This is a genomic window from Methanobacterium sp. (assembly GCF_016217785.1).
GTDB lineage: Archaea > Methanobacteriota > Methanobacteria > Methanobacteriales > Methanobacteriaceae > Methanobacterium.
In genome coordinates this window covers 15,683-38,873 of record NZ_JACRGA010000022.1, presented here as the reverse complement: position 1 = coordinate 38,873, position 23,191 = coordinate 15,683, and the positions used below count along the sequence as shown (strand labels likewise).

Annotated in this window: 25 protein-coding genes; 13 read left to right on the top strand and 12 right to left on the bottom strand. The window is 38.4% G+C overall.

Annotated features, from left to right (window positions below; genetic code table 11):
- Positions 1 to 96: 96 nt before the first annotated feature.
- A complete protein-coding gene (locus HY987_RS08745) occupies positions 97 to 582 on the top strand; it encodes a TspO/MBR family protein (protein WP_292757644.1) in 486 nt (161 codons plus the stop codon).
- A 282-nt stretch (positions 583 to 864) separates the two neighbouring features.
- On the opposite strand, the gene HY987_RS08740 is transcribed toward HY987_RS08745, so the two are convergent.
- Positions 865 to 2,667 (bottom strand): PAS domain S-box protein, encoded by a 1,803-nt coding sequence (locus HY987_RS08740; RefSeq protein WP_292757642.1) that lies wholly within the window; start codon positions 2,665 to 2,667, stop codon positions 865 to 867.
- 349 nt (positions 2,668 to 3,016) lie between these two features.
- Here HY987_RS08740 and HY987_RS08735 point away from each other — a divergent pair, with 349 nt between their 5' ends.
- The 3 genes from HY987_RS08735 to HY987_RS08725 all read left to right on the top strand — a co-directional run bounded on the left by HY987_RS08735 (position 3,017) and on the right by HY987_RS08725 (position 6,146).
- Positions 3,017 to 3,598 carry a DUF134 domain-containing protein gene (locus HY987_RS08735; protein ID WP_292757640.1) on the top strand — a complete coding sequence of 194 codons (582 nt, stop codon included), beginning with the start codon at positions 3,017 to 3,019 and terminating at the stop codon, positions 3,596 to 3,598.
- Between the two features lie 158 nt (positions 3,599 to 3,756).
- Entirely contained in the window at positions 3,757 to 5,358 is a 1,602-nt protein-coding gene (gene atwA / locus HY987_RS08730) for a methyl coenzyme M reductase system, component A2 (RefSeq protein WP_292757638.1), read from the top strand.
- Positions 5,359 to 5,810: 452 nt separating this feature from the next.
- Positions 5,811 to 6,146: a hypothetical protein gene (locus HY987_RS08725; RefSeq protein ID WP_292757636.1), complete on the top strand. Its 336-nt coding sequence runs from the start codon at positions 5,811 to 5,813 to the stop codon at positions 6,144 to 6,146.
- A gap of 87 nt (positions 6,147 to 6,233) precedes the next feature.
- Here the strand turns inward: HY987_RS08725 and HY987_RS08720 are convergent, their stop codons facing one another.
- From HY987_RS08720 to HY987_RS08710, 3 genes are all read right to left on the bottom strand, one after another.
- Entirely contained in the window at positions 6,234 to 6,419 is a 186-nt protein-coding gene (locus HY987_RS08720; RefSeq protein WP_292757634.1) for a hypothetical protein, read from the bottom strand.
- Positions 6,420 to 6,580: 161 nt separating this feature from the next.
- A complete protein-coding gene (locus tag HY987_RS08715) occupies positions 6,581 to 7,111 on the bottom strand; it encodes an LRR adjacent (protein ID WP_292757632.1) in 531 nt (176 codons plus the stop codon).
- A 307-nt stretch (positions 7,112 to 7,418) separates the two neighbouring features.
- Complete coding sequence (locus tag HY987_RS08710; protein ID WP_292757630.1) at positions 7,419 to 8,093, bottom strand: DNA alkylation repair protein; 675 nt, start codon at positions 8,091 to 8,093, stop codon at positions 7,419 to 7,421.
- A 233-nt stretch (positions 8,094 to 8,326) separates the two neighbouring features.
- Here HY987_RS08710 and HY987_RS08705 point away from each other — a divergent pair, with 233 nt between their 5' ends.
- Positions 8,327 to 9,730, top strand: coding sequence for an MFS transporter (locus tag HY987_RS08705; protein ID WP_292757628.1), 1,404 nt, complete (start codon positions 8,327 to 8,329; stop codon positions 9,728 to 9,730).
- 36 nt (positions 9,731 to 9,766) lie between these two features.
- On the opposite strand, the gene HY987_RS08700 is transcribed toward HY987_RS08705, so the two are convergent.
- The 5 genes from HY987_RS08700 to HY987_RS08680 all read right to left on the bottom strand — a co-directional run bounded on the left by HY987_RS08700 (position 9,767) and on the right by HY987_RS08680 (position 13,573).
- Entirely contained in the window at positions 9,767 to 10,669 is a 903-nt protein-coding gene (locus HY987_RS08700) for an AEC family transporter (protein ID WP_292757627.1), read from the bottom strand.
- 125 nt (positions 10,670 to 10,794) lie between these two features.
- On the bottom strand, positions 10,795 to 11,832 hold the full coding sequence (locus HY987_RS08695; protein WP_292757625.1) for a nitrogen fixation protein NifH: 1,038 nt from the start codon (positions 11,830 to 11,832) through the stop codon (positions 10,795 to 10,797).
- Between the two features lie 35 nt (positions 11,833 to 11,867).
- Positions 11,868 to 12,479 carry a GyrI-like domain-containing protein gene (locus HY987_RS08690; protein ID WP_292757623.1) on the bottom strand — a complete coding sequence of 204 codons (612 nt, stop codon included), beginning with the start codon at positions 12,477 to 12,479 and terminating at the stop codon, positions 11,868 to 11,870.
- 75 nt (positions 12,480 to 12,554) lie between these two features.
- Positions 12,555 to 13,013 carry a GyrI-like domain-containing protein gene (locus HY987_RS08685; RefSeq protein WP_292757621.1) on the bottom strand — a complete coding sequence of 153 codons (459 nt, stop codon included), beginning with the start codon at positions 13,011 to 13,013 and terminating at the stop codon, positions 12,555 to 12,557.
- An 11-nt stretch (positions 13,014 to 13,024) separates the two neighbouring features.
- Positions 13,025 to 13,573: a PadR family transcriptional regulator gene (locus HY987_RS08680; protein ID WP_292757619.1), complete on the bottom strand. Its 549-nt coding sequence runs from the start codon at positions 13,571 to 13,573 to the stop codon at positions 13,025 to 13,027.
- Positions 13,574 to 13,711: 138 nt separating this feature from the next.
- Between HY987_RS08680 and HY987_RS08675 the strand changes: the two genes are divergently transcribed.
- Complete coding sequence (locus HY987_RS08675; protein ID WP_292757617.1) at positions 13,712 to 14,455, top strand: sulfite exporter TauE/SafE family protein; 744 nt, start codon at positions 13,712 to 13,714, stop codon at positions 14,453 to 14,455.
- A 213-nt stretch (positions 14,456 to 14,668) separates the two neighbouring features.
- On the opposite strand, the gene HY987_RS08670 is transcribed toward HY987_RS08675, so the two are convergent.
- Both HY987_RS08670 and afpA read right to left on the bottom strand, forming a co-directional pair.
- Positions 14,669 to 15,100 carry a YbaN family protein gene (locus HY987_RS08670; protein WP_292757615.1) on the bottom strand — a complete coding sequence of 144 codons (432 nt, stop codon included), beginning with the start codon at positions 15,098 to 15,100 and terminating at the stop codon, positions 14,669 to 14,671.
- A 44-nt stretch (positions 15,101 to 15,144) separates the two neighbouring features.
- Positions 15,145 to 15,708: an archaeoflavoprotein AfpA gene (gene afpA / locus HY987_RS08665; RefSeq protein ID WP_292757613.1), complete on the bottom strand. Its 564-nt coding sequence runs from the start codon at positions 15,706 to 15,708 to the stop codon at positions 15,145 to 15,147.
- Positions 15,709 to 15,892: 184 nt separating this feature from the next.
- Here afpA and HY987_RS08660 point away from each other — a divergent pair, with 184 nt between their 5' ends.
- The 7 genes from HY987_RS08660 (at position 15,893) to HY987_RS08630 (ending at position 22,022) form a co-directional block, all read left to right on the top strand.
- Positions 15,893 to 16,288 (top strand): Fur family transcriptional regulator, encoded by a 396-nt coding sequence (locus HY987_RS08660; RefSeq protein WP_292757611.1) that lies wholly within the window; start codon positions 15,893 to 15,895, stop codon positions 16,286 to 16,288.
- 297 nt (positions 16,289 to 16,585) lie between these two features.
- Positions 16,586 to 17,848 (top strand): FtsX-like permease family protein, encoded by a 1,263-nt coding sequence (locus HY987_RS08655; RefSeq protein WP_292757609.1) that lies wholly within the window; start codon positions 16,586 to 16,588, stop codon positions 17,846 to 17,848.
- Positions 17,841 to 18,527, top strand: a complete 687-nt coding sequence (locus HY987_RS08650) for an ABC transporter ATP-binding protein (protein WP_292757607.1) — start codon at positions 17,841 to 17,843, stop codon at positions 18,525 to 18,527. The genes HY987_RS08655 and HY987_RS08650 overlap by 8 nt, the downstream gene beginning before the upstream one ends.
- 343 nt (positions 18,528 to 18,870) lie before the next feature.
- On the top strand, positions 18,871 to 19,815 hold the full coding sequence (locus tag HY987_RS08645) for a hypothetical protein (protein ID WP_292757605.1): 945 nt from the start codon (positions 18,871 to 18,873) through the stop codon (positions 19,813 to 19,815).
- An 11-nt stretch (positions 19,816 to 19,826) separates the two neighbouring features.
- Entirely contained in the window at positions 19,827 to 20,120 is a 294-nt protein-coding gene (locus HY987_RS08640; protein WP_292757603.1) for a DUF2769 domain-containing protein, read from the top strand.
- A 128-nt stretch (positions 20,121 to 20,248) separates the two neighbouring features.
- The gene (locus HY987_RS08635) at positions 20,249 to 20,689 is read left to right on the top strand and encodes a small multi-drug export protein (RefSeq protein ID WP_292757601.1); all 441 of its coding nucleotides are present in this window, start codon (positions 20,249 to 20,251) and stop codon (positions 20,687 to 20,689) included.
- Positions 20,690 to 20,918: 229 nt separating this feature from the next.
- A complete protein-coding gene (locus HY987_RS08630; protein ID WP_292757599.1) occupies positions 20,919 to 22,022 on the top strand; it encodes an inositol-3-phosphate synthase in 1,104 nt (367 codons plus the stop codon).
- Positions 22,023 to 22,205: 183 nt separating this feature from the next.
- Here HY987_RS08630 and HY987_RS08625 read toward each other — a convergent pair whose 3' ends face one another.
- On the bottom strand, positions 22,206 to 23,057 hold the full coding sequence (locus tag HY987_RS08625; RefSeq protein WP_292757597.1) for a caspase family protein: 852 nt from the start codon (positions 23,055 to 23,057) through the stop codon (positions 22,206 to 22,208).
- Positions 23,058 to 23,191 lie beyond the last annotated feature (134 nt).

Sequence of the window (23,191 nt, the reverse complement as noted above, 5' to 3'; positions counted from 1 at the left end):
ATCTTTACATTCAATCTTAGCAAACACCTTGATAATAAGTTATAATTAAATAAAGTTTAATAACTCTTTAAATATGAAATGGGGGCTTGATAGGTCATGGAAGGTTTTAAGATAAATGAGATTCCAAAGTTAATTGCTTCTGTATTTATAGTTTTTATTTCTGGTGCAGTGGGAACTTTAGCCACTCTTCCCCAGATAACCACCTGGTATGTTACCCTGGCTAAACCAAGCTGGACTCCCCCTAATGATTGGTTTGGACCCATATGGACTACTATTTACATTCTCATTGGGATAGCTCTTTTCCTGGTGTGGAGACAGGGTTTAGATCGGCGTGATGTGAGATTCACAATAGGAATATTCGCAGTGCAACTGGTGTTGAACGTTCTATGGTCTCTGGTGTTTTTCGGATTGCATTCCATACTGGGCGGGTTCATACTGATCTGCTTACTCTGGATAGCCATACTAGCCAACATGATCGCCTTCTACGTCATATCCAAACCAGCAGGACTACTATTCATACCCTATATAATCTGGGTGAGCATTGCATCCTACCTGAATTACAGCGTGCTTATGTTGAACTAATAAATACCATATCCCCCCTTTTTTTTATTCCTTTTATTTCCTTAAACTCTTAAAGATTCTTAGAAACTCTGGAAAGAAATATTGTGTCATAACACCAGTAATTTTTAAACCGTAATCAATTTAGAATAGCATGACAGAAGTTGCCATACAACTTTCATACCTGAAATAAGCTGAATAGGATGAATAAAAAAAATGAATAATTCTTTAAAAATGAATAATATTAAGATTTAAAATGAATAATACTAAGAATACTTTTTAAATAATCGATTCAGGGATAAGGGATTATAATCTCTCTTTATATGGTAATTCCTGGAATTTAATGGTGAATTTTGTGCCGTTGGTCCTGTCAATTTCCATTGCACCGTTTAATTGATTTACCAATGTTTTAACAACCATTAATCCCAGTTTTTTAGATTTTTGAGGATTCACGTTTTGAGGTAAACCAATTCCATCATCAGCAAAAGTTAGAACGTAAGATTTACCATCGGATTTTAATTCAACTTTTATAGTACCATTACCCTCGGGAAAGGCGTGTTTAATGCTGTTGGTTGCCAGTTCATTGATTACGAGACCACATGGCATGGCAGTTTCAATACCCATTTCCACACTTTGAATCAGGGTGTTTAAGTTGATGGATCCCTTATCCACACGGTAGGAATTAAAAATATCATACAACAGCTTTTCCACATAGTTACTGAAGTTTATGAAACCAATATCTTGTGACTGGTACAGGTTTTCATGAATCATGGCCATGGTCCTGACTCTTCCCTGACACTCCCACAATATATCCGCGGTTTGTTTATCTTCCACTTGAATGCGCTGCAAACTCAGTAGACTGGATATGATCTGTAAATTATTCTTTACCCTGTGGTGAATTTCCCTTAGTAAAATCTCTTTTTCTTCTAAAGAATGCTTAAGACTGTTTTCAACCTTTTTAAGTTCAGTTATGTCTTCCATAATTAGCAAGATGCCATTTATGCTATTTTCATTTTTTATGATGGATGGCCGAACCCTGAAAATTACTTCTTTCCCATTTTTATTTTTTACGGCCCATTCAACCTGTTTTAACTGATTTCCAGAGATAAGATGGTTGAAAACTATTCTGGCCTCTTCATAATCCATTTCCATCATAGCAACGATGCTCATGAAGTTATGTCCCATGATTTCCTCTTTTTTGAAACCAAATATCTCCTCGATCTTGTCATTGGATTCAATGATATTCCCCTGACAGTCAAATAGGATAATAGCCTCTGCAGCATTTTTAAAAATGCTTTTAAACTTCTCTCTGGATTCTTCAATGACTTTTTTAGATCTTCGTAGCTCGGTCATATCTAAAATTGATACCATGCTTTTTCTGGTGCCAGGCAGCATAGTCACCGTTAAATAAACATACCGGATAGTATCATCAATGGCAACCAGTCTCGCTTCATAATTGCGTGGGGCGTAATCTGGATCAATTCTACGCAGACGGTGGTTCTCTTCCATCTGCCCAATGTCTTCCGGGGCAAAAAACTCGGTCCACATCATTTTCCCCTCAATTTCTTCCTTGGGATAACCAGTCAAGGAAGAAAATTCCATATTTACCAGGGAAATTAAATTATTCTCCTCCACAATTATAGTGGCGGCACCTGTATTTTCAAAAATAGTTTGATAATAATAATCCTGAGATCTTTTAAGTTTATTTTCCATCTTTTTCTTGTAAAGAGCAACTTCAATGGATATTTTTAATTTACGAAAATCAAATGGTTTGATTAAATAGCCGTAGGGTGCACTGATAAGAGCCCGATTAATAGTGGCATCATCAGGAAGAGCCGTAACATATATAACTGGTATTTCAAGTTTTGAAATAGCTTTTGCAGCTGCTATCCCATCCATACTGCCCTTTAAAATAATATCCATTAAGATGAGGTCTGGTTTTAATTTTTTGGCCTTTTCAACTGCTTCTTCACCATAGGATGCAATTGCTACCACATTATAATTCATTGATTGGAGGCTTCTTTTTAAATTCATGGCCTCCACCATTTCATCTTCCACCAGAAGAATATTTGCCAAATTTTGCACCTCTAATTCCCGTACTCTAATCATCTGCTCCCAACTTTTAATATAATTATTTGTATTTTTAGAATTAATAAGCTACTGAATAATCCCCATAAATTACAAAGTTAAATGGTCAATGGACCCTTTTTTAGGATAACCACCAAATCATTCATTTTTGTTTATATTTGATATGGCTTTTATGCAAATTTAGTAACACTGAATATTTTTTTTATATTATCCTTATTTTCAAGTGTTAATATTTGGTCGAAACGAGAATATGAGGTAAATCTCTTTAGGAGTTCTTTTTATATTCTTTAGGGTTAACAGCCTTCTTAAGTTAGGTGTTTATTTACATTTACAAAACTATATATTAGACTATTGAATATATATTCACAATATGGCAAGGCCCCGGAGATTTAGAAGAATTTCAGAAGAACCTCAGATACGATGCTTCAAACCAGAAAGAGAAGATTTAGATTCTTTTGAACCTATTGAAATATTGATAGATGAATTTGAAGCAATCCGACTAAGAGACTATCATGATATTCAGCAGAAGAGATCTGCAGAAATAATGGGAGTTTCACAGCCCACATTTCATCGCATATTAACTTCCGCCCGGAAGAAGATAGCCAATGCGCTGATTAACGGAAATACAATCGTTATAACTGGTATAGACCGGTTAATACGTTATGAATGCAATGGTTGTGGGTTTAAATGGCAACACCCCCGTAAGGAATATAAAAAATGTCCCGATTGTGGATCTGCCAATATCAGCACCGTGGAAGAAGAAGAGTACCCTCCAGACTCTGATGAATCATTAATGGATAGAAAATCATATGGAGGCAGAGGGCTTGGTGCAGGGCCACCACTGGTTTGTAAATGTCCAAATTGTGGTTATGAATCTCCAAAAACAAGAGCGGTGCCCTGTAGCAATACTAAATGTCCTAAATGTGAAACTCCCCTCTGTGGGAACCATTAAAGGTTAATGAAAAATGGATCATTATTCATCCCCTAAATCATGTCATTGTTATTATAAACATCAAAAGTTTTGGCTAAGTAAAGGGAAAATAGATGAAAAACTAAATAAACGTTTTTAACGGTCCATATAATGATATTATAACAAGAATGGGTGATTGGATGTCTTTCATAGAAATAAAAAACATCACAAAAACATTCAATGGCGTTGAAGTCCTGAAGAACTTGAACATCAGTGTGGAAGAAGGAACAATATTGGGAATTTTGGGAAAGAGCGGTTCTGGAAAATCAGTTTTGATAAACATGCTCCGTGGAATGAAAGATTACAGGCCAGATGAGGGCCAGATAATTTATAACATTGCACTGTGTCCTGAATGTCTTGCTGTGGAACCACCATCAAAGGAAAACCAGCTCTGTAAATGTGGAGGCAATTTCCAGAGAGAGGAAGTGGATTTCTGGAGTGCAGATCGACATGTATTCGCATCTATCCGGCGTCGTATCTCCATAATGCTGCAGAGAACCTTTGCACTGTATGAAGATGAGACTGTGATTGATAATGTCCTAAAATCAATTAAAGGACATGATGAGGAAGAAAGCACCTACATGGCCATTGATCTCCTTGATCTGGCCCAGATGACCCATCGGATCACTCACATTGCACGTGATCTTAGTGGTGGGGAAAAACAGAGAGTGGTTCTGGCCCGTCAACTGGCCAAAGAACCCATGATTTTCCTGGCAGATGAACCAACTGGTACCCTGGATCCTACTACTGCCGAGTTTATACACCAGGCCCTTATTGAAGGTATAAAAGGTCAGGGTCTAAGCATGGTAATCACCTCCCACTGGCCAGAGGTAATGAGAGACCTCTCTGATGAGGTGATCTGGCTGGATAACGGTGAAATTATCCAGAAAGGAGATCCCGAAACTGTGGTGGAAAGCTTTATGGAACACGTCCCCCAACCCAAAATAAATAAAGACTTTGAAACTGGGGGCCCCATTATTGAGCTCCAAGATGTTAAAAAACATTACTACTCCATTGACCGGGGAGTGGTTAAAGCCGTGGACGGTGTTAACCTCAGTGTGGATGAAGGTGAGATATACGGAGTGGTGGGTCTTTCTGGAGCAGGCAAAACCACCTTATCAAGGCTGTTATACGGTCTCACTGATCCCAGCAGTGGCCAGATAAAGGTGAAACTGGGAGATGAATGGATCGACATGACTGAAAAAGGTCCTTTTGGCAGGGGACGGGTTAAACCATATCTGGGGATACTCCACCAGGAATACAGCCTGTACCCTCATCGTAATGTGCTGGGAAACCTGACTGAAGCAATTAGTCTAGAGTTACCCGCTGAATTTGCTAGAATAAAAGCACTTTACGTTTTAAACGCGGTTGGATTTGCTGAAGATTATGCTGAGAAGATTCTCTACAAATATCATGATGAGTTGAGTGGAGGGGAACGCCACAGGGTGGCCCTGGCTCAGGTACTCATTAAAGAACCCAACATCGTTATTCTGGACGAACCCACCGGTACCATGGACCCCATTACCCGAGTTCAGGTTACAGATTCCATTAGGAAAGCACGTGAAGAGCTTAATCAAACTTTCCTGATAATATCCCATGACATGGACTTTGTACTGGATGTTTGTGACCAGGCCTCTATTATGAGAGGTGGGAAAATCCTTAAAACAGGACTTCCATCAGAAGTTGTGGAAGACCTCACCAGTAAAGAGAAAAATAAGATGTTAAAAAATACTAAAACTTAAATGAAGGATTTATCCTTCTTTTCTGTCTTTTTTTATTTAGGTTTTTAACCATTAATCCAGAAAATTTTGAAAATTTAATCAATAGAAGGTGAAAATGTGTATAGGATACTTTTATTAGCTTTAGCTATAGGAGTAATTGTTTTTGTAGCCATAAACGATCCTCTGAAAAAATATTAGAATTTATTTAATACCCTTTTTGTATAGTCCATTTGGATTAAGTATCCCCATAGGATTATTTACCTCCCACAGGATATTTACCTAATAAAATCCTTTATTTTATAGTTTGAAAATTTGTTTGAAAATTTTATTTATCCGAATACCAGTAATAGTACCATTAATTTTTCATTTAAACCCTTTTTCATTATTTAAGATTTAATAATAATTTTTCCGCGGATTAAAACTGAATGATGATCATAAATATTTAAATATTAGTTTTGAATATATATTCATAATTGAGTAAAGGAGTTGATCATATTACTGGTAAAAAAGAATACATCTGCCGTGTTTGCGAATTCCAATGGCAAAAAGAAGACCAGACATACGAAAAATGTCCGGACTGTGGATCAAAAGAAATAATCCAGGTAGATTCTTCCCAAAAAGATGATAAAACCATTAAAAAAGAGGACATTAATATTCGCAGGTCTTATGGTGGAAATGGTCGTGGCGGAGGCGCTCCCAGAGTGTGTAAATGCCCAAACTGCGGCTATGAATCACCTAAAACACGCAGTGTCCCCTGTAGAAATCAAAAATGCCCAAAATGCGATACACCATTATGTGGGGCAGACTAGGACACATTCATTTTCATGTTTTATCCTAAGTGGCTAAATTAAATGAATAATTTGATAGTAAATCATCCATTTTAATAATTCAACCATTTAATTAGTTTTATGAACCAGTTCCACAGAAATAATAATAGCAGAGAATATTCCCCCCACTGCCCAGCAGAGGGGAGAAGTAAATGAAATTCCAAAAATAACCCCAAAAATGATTGCCAATATCGCCCACATGGCAAAAATAAGGAGAATAAGAACTCCACCCATTACCAGTCCAAAAACACCCACCAAACATCCTAATTTAAGACCTTTGATTGCGTTACCATCTCCTTTTTTGGAAGTTTACAGTGTTGTTGAGGGCTTGTTACCCCATTCACTACACTCATCTTCATTATCATTCCGGGCTCTGTATTGAGGGCATTTCATGTATCTTTATCCCATATTGCAAGTTAGGTAGGAATTTTCTTTATTTTAAGTGTGCTCAGGATCTCTTTGTAGGCCTGTTTATATTCTGATTTAAAATCCATCTGCAACGACTTAACCGGGGCATCTGCAGAGGATAACAGGATATAAATGTAGGGCCCATTGGCATCAGTACCTTCCCATGTACGGTACCCATTGTATTCCCCAAGAGAACCTTCATTATAAACTTTTTTTAGATTTGTCAAGTTACTGGTGGAAAAACGGATATTCCCAACATAGTTGTCAAAATTGGAAGTATCATTGGAGTTAAAAAAATCCACGATGGTGTAATTTTCAAATGTGTATTGCACTGCTACCAGCGAAGTGGGATAACTAAATTTTATATACTGGTCTTCAAAAGTTCCATTATTAATTATTTCCTTCTGGGAAGTTTCAGTGGCCCATGATAATGCTATCACAATTCCTACAAGTAGAATCAATCCTAATAATATGATATTAATTTTTTTAATCTTGATGGTTTCTCTAATTAAATCGCCTCCAGTATGGAGAAAATACAAGTATTAACTCTAATTAATCTTTAAATCAATACATTATCCATAATTCACAGGTATAGTGTGACCTGGTTAAATATTTTAATATTATATGAATAATGACGAATGTTTATAAGAATATTTTCCCAAATTAGACCCAATTTGAATATTGAGTTAGTAAATACCACTAAGAACAGTATAATCATATTCAAAAGAGCAATATTACCCAATTTTGGATAAATACAAAAATTAAACAGTAATAATCGAAAACAACTTCAACCAAATTCCAATAAAAAGTCACCCTTAATCCCCATAATGAAAAAATTGTTATGTTTTATAGTAATCTTTCCTGAACTTTTTCACTCTTTAACTCCCGCAAAGCATCAGCAGCTATCCATTTAGCACTCCTAGCATCAATTTTGTGGATTTCCTGAGCTACAGTGATAGCTTTTTTATTCAAGACTGTATTCCTTTTTCCAATATGCCTTAAAGCCCAGTTAACAGCTTTTTTAACATAATTACGATTATCAGTTGATTCATTAATTATTAGGGGAAAAAATTGTTCGAAATTTTCATTAGGTGCCTTTTTATCATGGACTGCTAAAACTGCGATTAAAGCAAATGCCGCTCTCTTTTTGAACTCTTTCTCACTTTCACTCCACTTGAAAACTTTCTGATATGCAAATGGTGTCATGCGAAATAGTTTCATGCAGCACTGGTCACAAATCTCCCAGTAATCAAATTCAGCGGCCCATACATCCATCTGTTCTGAGGTAACCTGTAGAGGGTTCTCAATCATGCAGGCCAGTATCCTAGTCTCACGGTAACCTGCCTCCCAGAGCTGCGCTGCTAATTTGTGATTTTTTCCAGCTTTTTTTGCAATCTTCCTAAGTTCCGGGATGCGGACAGCATAGGTTTTTTGAGGGTTGATTCCAAAACGAGCCATTCCTTCCACATCTTGCGGGTTTGACCGTGATTCCAGTTCCTGGATGATCTCATCAAAATTCATTTAACAACCTCAAATTCAGGAGACTTATATCTTATTTGCTCTTTCTAGGAATGTTAATCTTTTATAAACTAACCAGACACCATTAAATTGTGTTAACAATAATTTATGGATAATACTAAAAATAATTATCAACTTATACATTATTCTGGTGGAAAAAAGTATAATTCAATTGAACAATAAAAAAAAGGACATAACTGATAGGGATGGGAAAATGATTCTCTTGGTGGGTTTTTATGCTTGAAAGTTTGAAAGGTAATCAGAAATTAACTTTACTGATAATTTCACTGGCCAGCTTCATGGCCTTCCTTGATATTTCCATTGTGAATGTTTCCCTACCCACTATGGCCAAGTACTTCGGTGTGACCACCAACACGGTTTTATGGACCATTTTAATTTATATAATTGTTTTTAGTAGTTTTTTAATTGTTTTCGGGAAATTAGCCCAGCAAAAAGGTTTTAAAAAGGTTTTTCTCGCGGGTTTTCTTATCTTCATCACTGGTTCTGCTTTGTGTACTATCTCCACCCAGTTTCATGAACTGATTATTTTCAGGCTCGTGCAGGCAGTGGGTGCCACCATGTTCTCTGGAATCACCTCTGCCATGGTACTACAATACCTCCCTAAAAACCAGCGGGGGCGGAATCTTGGAATTGTTACTACCATTGGATCTATGGGCCTGGCTTTGGGTCCCTTGCTGGGTGGTTATATAACTGAATACATTAACTTCCACTGGATATTCTTCATCAACGTCCCCATCGGGATTATTGGTATCATACTGGGCCATGCCGTACTACACGAAACGGATAAACATCCCGGATCCCTGGACCTACCGGGAGTGGTGATGATCTTCATAGCCCAGAGCACCCTGATTTTTGCCCTTAATAAGGGACTGGACTATGGCTGGACTTCTACCATAATAATAGGTAGTATAATTTGTTCTGTGATATTCTGGGCACTCTTTGTGTTCCGGGAATCTCGGGCAGATGAACCCCTGATTGACCTTAATTTTTTGAAGATGAAGGATATTGCACTGGCCAATGCAGCGAATATCTTCTCCAACATGCCCTTTGCCGGAGCAGTGGTACTTCTACCATTTTACTTTGAAGTGGTGAAAGGAATGAGCACCAGTCAATCTGGTTTGATATTAACCCTGATGCCTGTTGCCATTATCATAATTGGCCCCATTGCCGGGAGTATTTCTGATAAAATCGCTTCGAACCGGGTTACTTTAATTGGGGCTATGATTGGGGTCATTGGTTGTCTGGTTCTCTCTACCCTTAACCCATCAAGCAGTCTCCTTTACGTAGCTATGGGACTTTTGATTTTAGGGGCTTCAGTGGCCACTTTCAACCCACCCATCACCAAATTCATTCTCTCCAAAAGTCCCTCTAAGTACAGGGGGATAGCATCAGGCCTGGTTAACACTTCTAATATGATTGGTAATGGTTTTGGAACCGGAATTCTGGGCACTGTAGCAGCTATGGTTGTCTACACCTCGGTAGGCCCCAGTACTAGTGATAAATTAACACCAGCTCTGGTATCCCAGGGATTGGATAATGCATTTCTGGTGGGTACTGTGGCAATGGGAATAGCACTGGTTCTTATTGCCCTGACACTGTATAAAAAACCGGTTAATTAAAAAAAACCTGAACTATCCCTAATATTACTAAAACTCTCATACAAATAGAATTAAAATAGTTAGAGATATCATGCTAAGGGCTGTGCTCAAGAATATGCAGGCCACTGTTGCCTTTATATCCAAGTCATAGGTGATGGCCAGCACCAGACTGAGCATGGCGGATGGCATTCCTGCTTCCACAATGCTTACTGTCCTGTCTAATCCGGTGAACCCCGCCAATCCCACAACAATCATGGCAATCAGGGGCGAAATAACCAATTTAAGTATTGAAACAAAAGAAGCAACACCAAAATATTCTTTAATACCCTTAAATTCCAGTGACAGACCTAAGGATAGCATTATCAGCGGTATTGCAGCACCACCCAGGTAATTAAGGGTGCTGGGAATAACGGATCCCAGTGGGAGATGAAGTAGATTGGCAATAACTCCCATGATAACTGCCAGTAAAGGGGGGAATAAGACCGATCTTTTGATTATTTCCTGATAACTGCCACCATAAATAATTAAGAAAAATATTCCGAATGATATAAAAAGTATGGTGGACCCCACATCATAAAATATGGCCCTAACGAGTCCTGCAGCTCCGAAAACACCTAATACTACAGGATACCCCAAAAATCCGGAGTTGAAGAGAGTGGATGCTGCTACTACTCCCCATCTGGTTTTAGAGGGGTAACCTTTAAGGTAGGTGAAAATGTAGGCAAAAATTCCAGATATAAGGCCCATCGTGATACAAATGAGGGTAATGGTTCCAAAAGTTTTGATATTGGATAAATCAGCACTGTACATGGCCATGAATATTAATGAGGGGATAGCTATGTACACTACAATCTTATTGAGGGTTTGGGTATCTTCTCCTTTTAGAAAATCAAGCCTGCGACATGCATAGCCAATTATAATCATTAATACAATGGCAATGATGGTTTCATAGGAGTTCATGTATTATGATATTTATTTTTTCAATAATTTATATAATCAGGGTTTGTAAGAAATTCATATTAACTCATTTCTATGCCATAGGACAGTATCATAGGATATTATATCTAAAAAAAGATATCTAAGAATCAATATCGTTTTAAAACTCTTAAAGCGTTTAAAGTAATCCATTTACTTGGTTTTCCCTTTCTTTCAATGTTGGTTATGAATCTTCCATTGAAGGTGTTCTCCAGGATCCACTGGCCTTCAGGATTCTGTTTGGAAATCATGATCTCCAGGGCTTCATTCATTCTTTCATCTTTGTATCCTAATTTAGTAAGTAGACCCAGTACTTCGAGGGCGTCAACCTTCCACATCAGTGGAAAACCAAATTCTAACCATTTAAAACTGCCTTTAACTGGAGGCTGGGTTCTTTTATGAATATGGTGGTTGAGCATGTGTTCTGCGCCTTTGGCAATGTAATCTTCCATTTCAGGAGTTCTACTTTTTAGTGGTATTTCAGCCAGGGCTTTGAGGGTTTTTATTATGATGCTGTGGCAGGTGCGCTCCCCCCAGCATCGTTTCCATCGTTTATATGGCCATTCATCTGGAGCTTTCCCGGCTTCATCATCAAATCTCTGATATTTTATAAGCCATTTTATGGCTTTTTGAACCCGCTCATCATCCAGGTATCCCAATCGGATAAGACTCCAGGTCATGTTGGCTGTGAGGCAGGGTAGGACTCTTTCATGATCTCCGCCACATTTACTGCTTACTTTATTACCCGATTTCTTACCACTTACCTCTTTACTACTAATATATGAAAATGCACCACTTTCAGGATCCTGGGAGTTTTCAAGGATGAATTCACATGCCCTTTTAATTCTTTCATCCTTAAAATCTGCTCCCAGCTCTGCCAGGATTATTAGCTGCCAGGAAGTCCCCTTATATTTACCACGAAGATAAAAATTCAGAGGAGAACCCCAGTATCCGCCAGGTTCCTGTTTAGCCAGAATTTTAGGAATAACACCCGTATGCATTATCTTCTTTTTGGCATCAACTACTTCGGGATTATCTTCTGGCTTGTCCAGGATATCCAACAATGTGAAGTATCTAACTGAAGGATTATCTTCTTCCAGTAACCATTCTGTGGGATCTGCCTTTAGATAGGATTTCCAATTACCCATACTATCACCTAAAATCTTGATCTTACCCCCCCCATTCATTTAAATGGCTGTCTAATGACTGTTTTTAGTTTTTCAGGTTTTATACGGCGCATATCACTAATGTATATTTCGTGATGCTTTCCTCTTAATTTGTAACCTTCATTTTCAATAAATTTATGCAATTTACCGACTGCAAGACCTTCAGCTTCACCATAAGGCCCAATATGCATGATTTGCACAGCCAAACCCTCTTCGAACGTGTCAAACCGAAGTTCAGAAAGTGAAGGTAAGTCTTTTTTCTTTACCAGTTCACTTATGGCCTTATCGACTAATGATTTATCCACAAAATCGGGTTGTCTAATCATTACCGTCCATTTCCAGGAACTTTTATCCACAATGGAGAACTCCTCCATGTTATCTGCCCACCACAGGCCTTCCAAAGGCATTACCACATAATCTTGGGATTTTTCCTTTTTACTGATGAATTTAGTTTTATATGAAACAGGGAATATGGTTTCCATGGCATTTTGATACTCTTCGGAGGTATTTGGGTCTCCCTGACCATCTATCATCAAAAATTTCATCGCAGGTAATTCTACCACTGAAACATCCCCTGCGGAAGGGTAGTAAAAGTCTTTATTCTCTTTTTTTAAATCAACTTTAGGCATTTTATTCCCTCCATTTAGTTTTAAAGTGTTATTGAAATTTCATTCCGAATTCCAGATTAAAAAAATAGATGGAGGTTACTTTTTAACCACTGGAAAGCACATCTCAGTTAAAAGCTCGCTTTCTGGGGTTTCGTTGGGATCAGAAATGTAGGTTTCCATAGGTGGGCCGATAATCTCATAGCCATTTTTGTAGGCGTGTTCAGCCAGTGCACCAATTGCAGTACCACATTCACTGTAGGGACCTTTATAAACAGTTGAAAGAACCAGTTGTTCGGGTTCTGTTTTGATTTTCACTCGCCCTTCTTCTTCTGCCTCTCCTACAAATGGCATTCCCACTTCATACTGGAGTTCCTCAACTGGCACTTCATTGGGGCTGTTGAAGTACACTCCGAATGGTGGACCCATCATCTGCAATCCTTTGGCCATTATAAATCCCACAATTTCCCCCATTAGAACTGGGACTTCCTCATAGGATCCGTTATAAGTTATGGATGCCACCTGTCTTTTTCCGATCTTCTTTTCTCCAATTTCCATTTTTTCACCACTTAAAGATTCTCTTCTTTTTTAATTTTTTGAATGAATTCATCCACCCAAGCCATCTCTGTTTTAAGATTAGCCAGTGGCCTACTGAAAAGTGCTACCACATAGTAGGGAGCACCCAATTCTTCTTGGGTCTTCACTGAGCTTTCCAGAAATCGAATCCTGCCCTGTGCGGATTCTATGTAATTTTCCAGGCACTTTATGACTTCTCGTGGTTGGAGATAGTTGAGGTAGGCCAGCCCTAGATCAAAGGATGAAATTAATTTTTTATTCCAGGAAAGGAGTTCACGGAGTTTTTCTTCCATTGTAAGCTTTCCCAGAGGAGTTATGGTGAAAACTTTCCGTGAAGGTTTGCCCTCCACTTTTTCAAGTTTTGATGTAACTAATTCTTTCTTTTCAAGCTTTTTCAAAACGTAATAGATTGACGAAAAACCTATGGGAGTCCAGTTACGCATTCCCCAGGCCTCAATGGTCTTTTCAATCTGGTAACCATACTGTGGTTCCTCATAGAGTAAACCTAATATGGCTATCTCCAGATCTGATATTCTAGTCATAGAATATTCTATATATATAATAGTATAAAAGGTTTACTAAGTTTGATCAAAGCCCGAGGTTATTCATCCAATGGACGGGGAAAATCAGCATTATGAAAAATCAGCATAAATTTATACAATAGAGAATTTAATTATTACATGAATGAATTGATAATATTGTTACTGTTTTTCTTAGCGGCTTTTATATCAATTTTAGTGGGTACTGTAGCTGGATTTGGAATGTCCACTATTTTACTACCTATTGCACTTATTTTTATGGACTTTAAAACTGCGCTGGTACTGGTGGCCATCACCCATCTTTCGGGCAGCTTAGGAGCGGTCACTTTCTTCCGCAAAGGTTTAAATAAAAGATTGATTTTACTTTTTGGTGTTCCCAGTGTGATCTTAACCGTTTTAGGAGCTTATATTGTAATTTATATCCCCCAAAACATTTTAACTACCCTCTTAGGAATGTCTTTACTGTTATTTTCTATTTATTCACTTTATCATCCGGATTTTAAGGTTAACACCGGGAAAATTTACACAATTCTTGGAGGGAGTTTATCTGGATTTTTACAGGGTTTAATTGGAATAGGTGGTCCTTTAAGAGGATATTTCCTTATTTCATGTGATCTGGATAAAACAGTATATATAGCCACATTAGCCGTTATAGCAATAATGATTGATGTAACCCGGATACCCATCTATCTTACCACTAACTTGCTTGATGCGCAGTTCTATTACTTCATCCCCCCACTGATGGCAATTGGTGTTATTGGATCCTACACAGGTAAAAAAATCGTTACCAGAATTCCCCAAAATACCTTCAAAAAATTAGTCCTTGTTGCAATAGGGCTTGCAAGCTTATTATTGATTTATAATGGTATTTATTCAGTTTTATAAACTGATCCGTGAATTAATCCAATTCAAAAATGTTTAAATTTCAATATAGCCAGTTTACCCGGACCTTAACTAATCTCTATATAATTCAAGTTGTGTTAAAAGACGTGTATATTTTTATGATCATGGGCCTCCTATGATCTAGGGTTATGGGCCTCCATAATCTATGATTAGGAGCTTCCATGACTTATGATTAGGAGCCTCCATGATCTATGATTATGAAACTTCTGACCTGGTTTCGGGAATGTCCTCCAATGACTTTTTAGTTTTAAGTAAAAAGATATGCAGGGTTACAGCCAGCCCTACAATGGGGAGTAATATTAGAAGATAACTCTGCTCCTTGAAAAGGTAACCAGATATAATTAACATAGCCCATAAGAAAAGAATACTTTTAAATTTAACATCTAAAGGCACTCCTTGTTGGGTCCGGTAATTTTCAATGTAACTTCCAAAGTACCGGTTACTGGATATCCATTTTTCCGCCCTTTGGGAACTTTTGGTAAAGCAAAAAAAAGATGCCAGAATAAGGGGCGTGGTTGGTAACAATGGAATTACTATTCCGATAGCTCCCACACCCAGTAAGGTTGCACCTAAACCAAAAAAGAATACACGTTTTGGCTCCATACCAGTCATACCTATTTTGCACATCCTACAATCAATAGACAGTTATCTTCCTATTTTTGAGATTTCAATTATTCAGGGAAATGTTTCCGGAATATTTCCACCATTTCACTGGGCTCCTTTAAAATGTATGTTTCATACATGTTGGCCAATTTTTCCACATGTTCCACATCTTCTTTTCTTATGGTGATCTTCAGATCTTTCCCATCGGGGAGTTGGGTGATAGTCACTCCCTCTTCAACATCAGACGGCAATATATAGATAGGAACATCTGCTTTTTGACCCATTATTGCTGCATTGGAGATGAGAGTGTCTCCCATTCTCATGGCTATCTTGGCCACGGTGTTGGAGGTGGCTGGTGCAATTAGCATGAATTCGTACTTACCCAACTGAATATTACCTGCTAAAAATGGTGCATTAGCATTAATTTCAACCCATACCCGGTCAAAGTTGCTTTCTATGTCATTGGATATCCCGTAATATTTCACTACCTGATCCCCTGATTTGGAGATGAATACTTCTATGTCCACCCGGTCTTCGAATTCTTTTCGTATTTTTTCCATGACCTTCATGGTTTCCAGTATTTTATCACCGGCGCCGGTAATTCCCCATGCAATTTTCTTTTTCTTTTCCATGCAAAACCCTCCATTACCATTTCAATGGTTTAATACTCGTGAATTAAATATTGACTTTGAAAAATAAATAAAAAATCCATCATTTTGAATCCCCTATGTTATAAACTTAGTTCTATATAGAACTTGGTTCTATATAAGTTTTTGTTCGATAGTTTTTTATTACATTTCCACCAACATATATCTTATGGAAAAGAAATTAACCGACGAGAAGATCAAAATCACACCCCAAAGAAGGGAAATTATTAAAAAATTAAATGAACTGGAAAAAACACACCCCTCCTTCAACCAGATTTACAGGGCAATTAAAGAAACCCAACCCAATGTAAGTCGCTCCACAGTACACGAAAATCTGAAACTACTGGTTCAAAGGGGAATTATAAGGAGTTTTAATTATAAAGGTGAAACTCGTTATGAAATGAGTCCTGAACCTCATGTGAACTTAGCTGAGTTCAATGGCGAGATTAAAGATATAAAAAATGAAAAAATCAATGGAAAGTTGGATGAAATAATAAATATCTTAAATGAAGAAGAGAATATTGAAATTAAATCTTTATTGGTTCTTGTGGAAAATAAATTATAATTTTCAAGAGGGATTTCTCACGGAATACTGTTTCCAGGCTGATGTTTCTTCTTATCGTTTTTTTTGATTTGAAATGATAATTTCATTTCTTACACTTAAAAAGACTATTTAATTAACTTTTTACATGTTATATTATATTATATAGTGTTTTATATGTTTTAACACCTTTCCAGGATATCTTGTTTTTACACCCAAATAATAGAATAAATGAAACCGGGTTAAATCTGAACAGAATTGGTATAACCTGGGTGTCAATTGGGAAAAACTACTTTTAAAGTCTTTTTTAGAGTATAGGGCATGAAATTTAGAAGTTTAATTATCAAAAACATTTTTAGAAACAAAACCAGAAGTTTGCTGGCTATTCTGGGTATTGCATTGGGAGTAGCCACCATACTGGGCCTGGGTCTGGTGACGGGTGGTCTGGCAGCTTCCACTCAACAAGCACTCACCGCAGATGCGGCAGATTTTACAGTGATTTCTGGGACCAGCGGAGGAGGTGGAGGTCCTGACGGGGCTTCAGGAGGGGGTGCTCCTGGTGGTTCAGGTAGTCCTGGTGGCCAGCAGTTAATCAATCAAACCACAATTTCTGAGATCCAACAGATATCCGGAGTGGGAACTGCTGCCGGGGTTTTAAGAACCAACGTTGACCTCAATGACACCAGTACCAACAGCAGTACCAACAGCACCAGTAGTAGTACTAGCAGCACCAGCGGATCTTCCAATGGAAACAGTGGACAGGGACAAGGAAATTTCCAAATGATGTACAGTGTTATCGGAATTGACAGCAGCAACCTTGGTCTGGATGATATTGTAATAACCAACGGTACCTCATTCTCCAATGACAATCAGGTTATAATCGGAGAGATGGCTGCTCAAAGTCTTAATAAGACCGTTGGAGACACCATTGTCCTTTCCAACCAGACATTTACCATTGTGGGAACCTATGAAACTGGAAACTTCCAGGATGATCGGGGAATTGTCATGTCCCTGGGAAAACTGCAGAGCTTGACTGGAAACACTGATATGGTATCGTTGATCCTGGTTAAGGCCGCCAACGGCACTGACGCCAATACACTTGCCGACACCATTGAGAGTAAATATCCCGATGAACTATCCACATCAACATCACTTTCAGGAATGGAAAGGATGAATAATGGACTGGAAATCATTGAATCTGGGTCATGGGCTGTTACCCTCCTAACCCTGCTAATAGGGAGCATAGTTGTTATAGTCACTATGGTAAAATCTGTGGTGGAAAGAACCCGAGAAATAGGGGTGTTGAAAGCTGTTGGATGGACCAGTAAAAGGATATTAACCATGATAATGGGAGAATCACTGGTTCTGGCACTGATAGCTGCTGTTGTGGGAATAGTGATTGGTGTAGGCATTGTAGAAATTATTAGCATTGCTCAACTTATAAGGGGGATTGAACCCGCCTTTTCAGCCGTTTTATTCCTGGAAGCATTGGGAGTTGCCATATTCCTGGGTATAATAGGGGGAATTTACCCAGCATACCGGGCTTCTAAATTATCACCAACCGAGGCGTTGCGCTATGAATAATGAAACCACCACCAATGAAAACATAATCAACATCAAATATCTTAAAAAAAAGTACGATGATGGACAAACTGCAGCGTTAGATGGAGTAGATCTCGAAATCAGAAAGGGAGAGTTTGTTTCATTAATGGGGCCTTCCGGCTCCGGGAAAACAACCCTCCTTAACATGATAGGGGCTCTGGATAGTGCAGAAGAGGGAAGTATCATCGTGGCAGGTCATAACTTAATGGAAAAAAAAGATTTCAGTTCTTTTAGATCCAAAGAAATTGGTTTCATATTCCAGTTCCACAATCTGATACCCAACCTTACTGTCTCTGAAAACGTTCAGATTCCCATGCTTGAAACCGATATTCAGGATGAGGAAATGGCTAAAAGAGCAAATAAACTCCTGGAATCATTGAACCTTGGAAACAAGGTTGATCAGGTTCCCACCAAACTTTCAGGAGGGGAAAGGCAGCGAGTGGCAATTGCCCGGGCCCTGGTGAACCATCCGTCCATAATACTGGCCGATGAACCCACCGGATCCCTGGACTCCACAACAGGTGACATAATTCTGAACATACTGCGTGAAATCCATCAAAAAGAAAATGTAACCCTCCTGTTAGTAACACATGAGCCTTACGTGGCCGATATGGCTGATCGAAAGATAAGCCTAATGGATGGGAAGATAAAGGAAGAATGATATTATGAACAGACAAAACAGTATAGAATATAGATTGAAAAACATCTGACATTACACGATAACCTATTGGTTATAGGGAAGCCTCCAGACGCTTTTTTATCCACCTCCATGGAAAACCTCCAATATTTTTCTGGAGGCTTCACTCCTTTTATTATTTTTATCTTATGATTTTAGTAGATCTAAATTTAGTAAGAATAAAAAAACTATTTTGATAGTAAAATTATCTCAAAATTAGCCCCTTTTATCATGATTTACTGTGAGAGATTAGTTTATTTTCAATTTATCCTTACATATTCCTTAAGATACAAATATTAAAATATTAAAATAAATAGAAAAAAGATACATGTTAAAGATTCCAGATATTAATCTTGGATTGATAGCAGTTATTCTTGTTTTATTACTGGCATCCATCCCCATGGTGAGCGCTCATCAACCCCGTCTGAATACTGAAACTGCAGTGTCTACTCAAAACCCAATCATAGTAGATAATCCAGAGATATCCCAGGCATTTTATGGGGAGCTAAATGGGAAACCAGCATATTATCAAATAAATTCTGATAAACCATTCCAGTTGTATGTAAACCTGCTGGTACCCACCAGTCCAGGGCAGGGGGGCGAATTTGTATCTGCAGAGATCACTGACACCTCAGGAAACGTGGTGATATTTTTAAACGGCACTAACTCCAACTGGACACCATACTTTGAGGAGTTCGGAGGAGATTATTATCTTAAAGGACCAGAAGCAACCCTGGAAGTTCCGGCTGGTGTCTACAACATAAGAGTGTTCAACTCGCAGAACCAGGGTAAGTACTCCATTGCCATTGGAAAAAATGAAAGTTTCCCTGCCAATGAAGCCATCACTGCTCTTTTCACTTTACCCCTATTAAAGGAACAATTCTTCGGTAAACTTGTCACCACACTATTTTTCGAGATCCTGGGCATTATACTGGCACTGGGAAGTCTCATGACTCTTTTAACCCTCATGGTGAAGTCCAGAAAATCTGAAGAAATAACAAAAATCACTTTCAAAGTAGGAGGCGTAGTGGCACCAGTATTGTGGCTGGGAACTATCATAACCACCATGGTATGGTTATGGGTAATGTATAAAAACCCCATGAATATATTAGGACTTATAAACAGTTTTATACTGATAATAATCCTATTATTAACCTGGAGAGTTAGTTCTAAAACCATGAATACTGCTGAAGATAAATTACCACTTATCTCCACCATCAGCCTGGTAATTTTATGGTGGATGTTCGTGTTTTTAGTTATAAATGTAATTTAAGGGGTGATCATATGGATGAATTTGAAAAGTTAATCGAAGAACTCAATCAGTTAAATGAAGAAGAAGGTTTGAAGAAGATTAAAGAATTAGAGAAGGACTGTGTCTGTCCAGTATGTCCCAGCTATAATGAGTGTGCCAACAGAAAGCATGAGAATATGTTCTGCATAACCGGGAAAAGTGATGGTTGCATCAGCATGGAACTGGGCTGCCTGTGCCCTACTTGTGCCCTGGCCCAAAAATATCAGATTGGAGTGATGTACAATTTCTACTGTCACCGTGGCTCTGAAACTGAACAAAGAGGATAATAAAGCTGATTTTGGGTGTTAAGCTTATTCTTCGAGACCTGCATCCCTATTATTTATTTAAGTGGCTATTATAGTAGGGATCTTAATGATACTCAACTTTTTTATATTGATATCCACTAAGTGACACTATGAACCTGGAATCTATTCTCGTAATTTTTGCAGCCAGTGCAGCTGAACTATGGGTGGCCATCCCCCTGGGCTTGGTTATGAAAATTAACCCCATAATAATAGCCACGGTATCTGCCGCTGGTGCGATATTCGCTGCAGTTTGCGTTACCCTTCTGGGGGATAATTTAAGGACCCGTTTATTAAAATGGAAATACGACGATGAAAAAGCATTAAAAAAAACCCGTTTGTATAATGTATGGAACAAATATGGAGTTATTGGCCTGGGTTTATTATCACCACTGATTTTCGGGGCCCCTTTGGGTGCTGCGGTGGGAATTGCACTTGGTGCCCGAAAAAATGGCCTCCTGCTATGGATGAGTATAGGAATTATCATTTGGAGCATAGGTTTGACTGTTGCCGGATCAATGGGATTATTAGCCCTTGAAACCCTGGCAAAATAACATTCAAACAATCTATGGTCATTAAACTCATAATTAATTAGTTCACGAAAACTGTCTTTCACAAACTTTTAATAGATGATTGGACGAAACATTTAATAGTATATTAGGCTAACTTTACACTCAGAAGAAGTTAATTAAGCTTATGAACCATGAAATGAGGGTATTGATTTTATCATAACATCAACCATCACTATTACGGTGATATTGGTGTTTTTTAGAAGGTGTTAAATTGGAAAAGATAAGGGTAGCGATTATTGGTATAGGCAATTGTGCCAGTTCATTGATCCAGGGTATCTATTACTACGCGGATAAAAAGCCAGAAGAAGCAATAGGCTTGATGCACTGGGAAATTGGAGGATACAAACCATCAGATATAGAAGTGGTGGCTGCATTTGATATTGATGCTCGTAAGGTTGGAATGGATGTAAACGAAGCCATTTATGCTCCACCTAACTGCACTACTGTTTTCTGTCATGATATTAAACATAGTGGCGTGAAAGTAGAAATGGGATGTATTTTAGATGGTGTGGCTCCACACATGGTAGAATATCCTGAAAATCACACCTTTGTGGTTTCGGAAGAGTCTGAAAAAAATAAAGAAGACATTGTCAAGAGACTTCAGGATACTGGAGCTGAAATTCTGCTGAATTATCTACCAGTGGGATCTGAGAAAGCTGCCCGTTTCTATGCAGAATGTGCCCTGGAAGCAGGCTGTGCATTCATAAACTGCATGCCAGTATTCATAGTCAGCGACCCATCATGGTCAACTCGTTTTGAAGAAAAAGGAATCCCCATGGTTGGAGATGATATTAAAGCCCAGATCGGGGCAACTATCACTCACAGAACCCTGGCCAACCTCTTCCGTGAAAGGGGTGTGGAACTGGAGCGAACCTATCAGCTTAACACCGGTGGAAACACTGACTTTTTGAATATGCTAAACCGTGACCGGCTAGATTCTAAAAAGGAATCAAAAACCGAAGCAGTGCAGTCTGTCTTGGGAGAGAGGATGGATCCAGAGAACATTCATATAGGCCCATCAGATTACGTGCCCTGGCAAAAGGATAACAAACTCTGCTTCCTTAGAATGGAGGGTAAAACCTTTGGAGATGTTCCCATGAACATCGAACTCCGCCTCAGTGTGGAAGACTCACCCAACTCGGCGGGATGCGTGATTGATGCTGTAAGGTGCTGTAAACTTGCCCTGGAAAGGAAAATTGGTGGCCAACTTACATCCATCAGTGCCTACACCATGAAACACCCCCCTGAACAGTTCACTGATGATGTGGCTGTGGAAATGGTGGATGAGTTTATTGAAGGTAAACGGGAAAGGTAATTTTCCCGAACATTTATTGTTTAAAAAAAAACTATTTGGAACATTTTCACTTTTTTTTAAAGATTTAATATCCCTAGATCAATGATTCTTCTTTTGGGATTCTTAAGAACCTTGATATTATTAAGAACCATTGATACCATATCAACAGCATTTTCATATTTACCCACTATTCTTTTTACCCCACTAATTCTTCAAGAATACACGATTTTCACCAATAGTTTTATCCCTGACCGTTGCTTCACTCTCCAATTGAGGTACTTGGGTGTAATTACCCCTCTGGAGATCTTTTCTTACTTTTTCCAGTATTACACTTCTTGGGAGTTTGTTCTTACTGGCGTTTATTTCCTTACAGAAGTAGTAGGTGAATGCACCGTGCCATCCTCTACCAATACTGGCATCAGCACTGGTTTGATCCGCACGGCATGCTGCCCATAGTATATGTTGGGTTATTCCCTGTTCTAAGAGGGCTTTTTTAAGTCCTCTTTGTCTTTTTCCATCAACTTCCTGGAATGCTTCCATTGATGGTGGTGGTAAGTATCGTGGTCTGCGGTCTAACAGAAGGTCAATTGCTTTAAGCCCGGTTCCACTGTGACATGTGTCCAGATAAACTTCCAGAAGTACGTTTTCAGGAAGTTGTATGAAAAGATCTCGAAATTCATCATCGGTGATTATGTACCTGGGATCCCACACATTGCCCTTCTGAGCTAGATCATGGGGACAGAATGCTTCATCAGCCAGATCCGGCTCATCACCACTTAAATCAGGCACTTGAGTGCCGTGACTGGACATGCTAAATACCAGGTAACTGTATTTACCAGATTTCGCCCCTTCAACCATTTCTTCAAGGTTTTTCATTATGTTAGTCTTGGTGGCCTTGGAGTCTGTAAGTTTAATTATATCTTGAGCTTGGAATCCCAGTAGTGCCTTTAATAATTTTTCCATGTCATCCGCATCATTTACACAACCCTGCAGTGTAGCTGAAGGTAAATTTTTGAATTTATTTATTCCCACACACAATGCTTTTCTACCAGCCATAATATCCCCCTCATATGATTTTTTTATCTAAATTTAGCTTTGACCCTTCAATTATAAGATATGGAAGAGTGAATGGTTGTTATAAATAAAGAATTGTTAAAATACTGAATTTCAACTATTTTGGTAATCCCACC

Excerpts from the sequence above, each read along its gene's own strand:
- HY987_RS08645 (WP_292757605.1), top strand. The coding sequence starts at position 18,871 with ATGTTAAAGATTCCAGATATTAATCTTGGATTGATAGCAGTTATTCTT.
- HY987_RS08675 (WP_292757617.1), top strand. The coding sequence starts at position 13,712 with ATGAATGAATTGATAATATTGTTACTGTTTTTCTTAGCGGCTTTTATA.
- HY987_RS08655 (WP_292757609.1), top strand. The coding sequence starts at position 16,586 with ATGAAATTTAGAAGTTTAATTATCAAAAACATTTTTAGAAACAAAACC.
- HY987_RS08625 (WP_292757597.1), bottom strand. The coding sequence starts at position 23,057 with ATGGCTGGTAGAAAAGCATTGTGTGTGGGAATAAATAAATTCAAAAAT.
- HY987_RS08650 (WP_292757607.1), top strand. The coding sequence starts at position 17,841 with ATGAATAATGAAACCACCACCAATGAAAACATAATCAACATCAAATAT.
- HY987_RS08745 (WP_292757644.1), top strand. The coding sequence starts at position 97 with ATGGAAGGTTTTAAGATAAATGAGATTCCAAAGTTAATTGCTTCTGTA.
- HY987_RS08735 (WP_292757640.1), top strand. The coding sequence starts at position 3,017 with ATGGCAAGGCCCCGGAGATTTAGAAGAATTTCAGAAGAACCTCAGATA.
- HY987_RS08700 (WP_292757627.1), bottom strand. The coding sequence starts at position 10,669 with ATGAACTCCTATGAAACCATCATTGCCATTGTATTAATGATTATAATT.
- HY987_RS08695 (WP_292757625.1), bottom strand. The coding sequence starts at position 11,832 with ATGGGTAATTGGAAATCCTATCTAAAGGCAGATCCCACAGAATGGTTA.
- HY987_RS08660 (WP_292757611.1), top strand. The coding sequence starts at position 15,893 with ATGGAAAAGAAATTAACCGACGAGAAGATCAAAATCACACCCCAAAGA.
- HY987_RS08705 (WP_292757628.1), top strand. The coding sequence starts at position 8,327 with ATGCTTGAAAGTTTGAAAGGTAATCAGAAATTAACTTTACTGATAATT.
- HY987_RS08690 (WP_292757623.1), bottom strand. The coding sequence starts at position 12,479 with ATGCCTAAAGTTGATTTAAAAAAAGAGAATAAAGACTTTTACTACCCT.
- atwA (WP_292757638.1), top strand. The coding sequence starts at position 3,757 with ATGTCTTTCATAGAAATAAAAAACATCACAAAAACATTCAATGGCGTT.
- HY987_RS08685 (WP_292757621.1), bottom strand. The coding sequence starts at position 13,013 with ATGGAAATTGGAGAAAAGAAGATCGGAAAAAGACAGGTGGCATCCATA.
- afpA (WP_292757613.1), bottom strand. The coding sequence starts at position 15,708 with ATGGAAAAGAAAAAGAAAATTGCATGGGGAATTACCGGCGCCGGTGAT.
- HY987_RS08640 (WP_292757603.1), top strand. The coding sequence starts at position 19,827 with ATGGATGAATTTGAAAAGTTAATCGAAGAACTCAATCAGTTAAATGAA.
- HY987_RS08710 (WP_292757630.1), bottom strand. The coding sequence starts at position 8,093 with ATGAATTTTGATGAGATCATCCAGGAACTGGAATCACGGTCAAACCCG.
- HY987_RS08670 (WP_292757615.1), bottom strand. The coding sequence starts at position 15,100 with ATGTGCAAAATAGGTATGACTGGTATGGAGCCAAAACGTGTATTCTTT.
- HY987_RS08740 (WP_292757642.1), bottom strand. The coding sequence starts at position 2,667 with ATGATTAGAGTACGGGAATTAGAGGTGCAAAATTTGGCAAATATTCTT.
- HY987_RS08680 (WP_292757619.1), bottom strand. The coding sequence starts at position 13,573 with ATGACTAGAATATCAGATCTGGAGATAGCCATATTAGGTTTACTCTAT.
- HY987_RS08635 (WP_292757601.1), top strand. The coding sequence starts at position 20,249 with ATGAACCTGGAATCTATTCTCGTAATTTTTGCAGCCAGTGCAGCTGAA.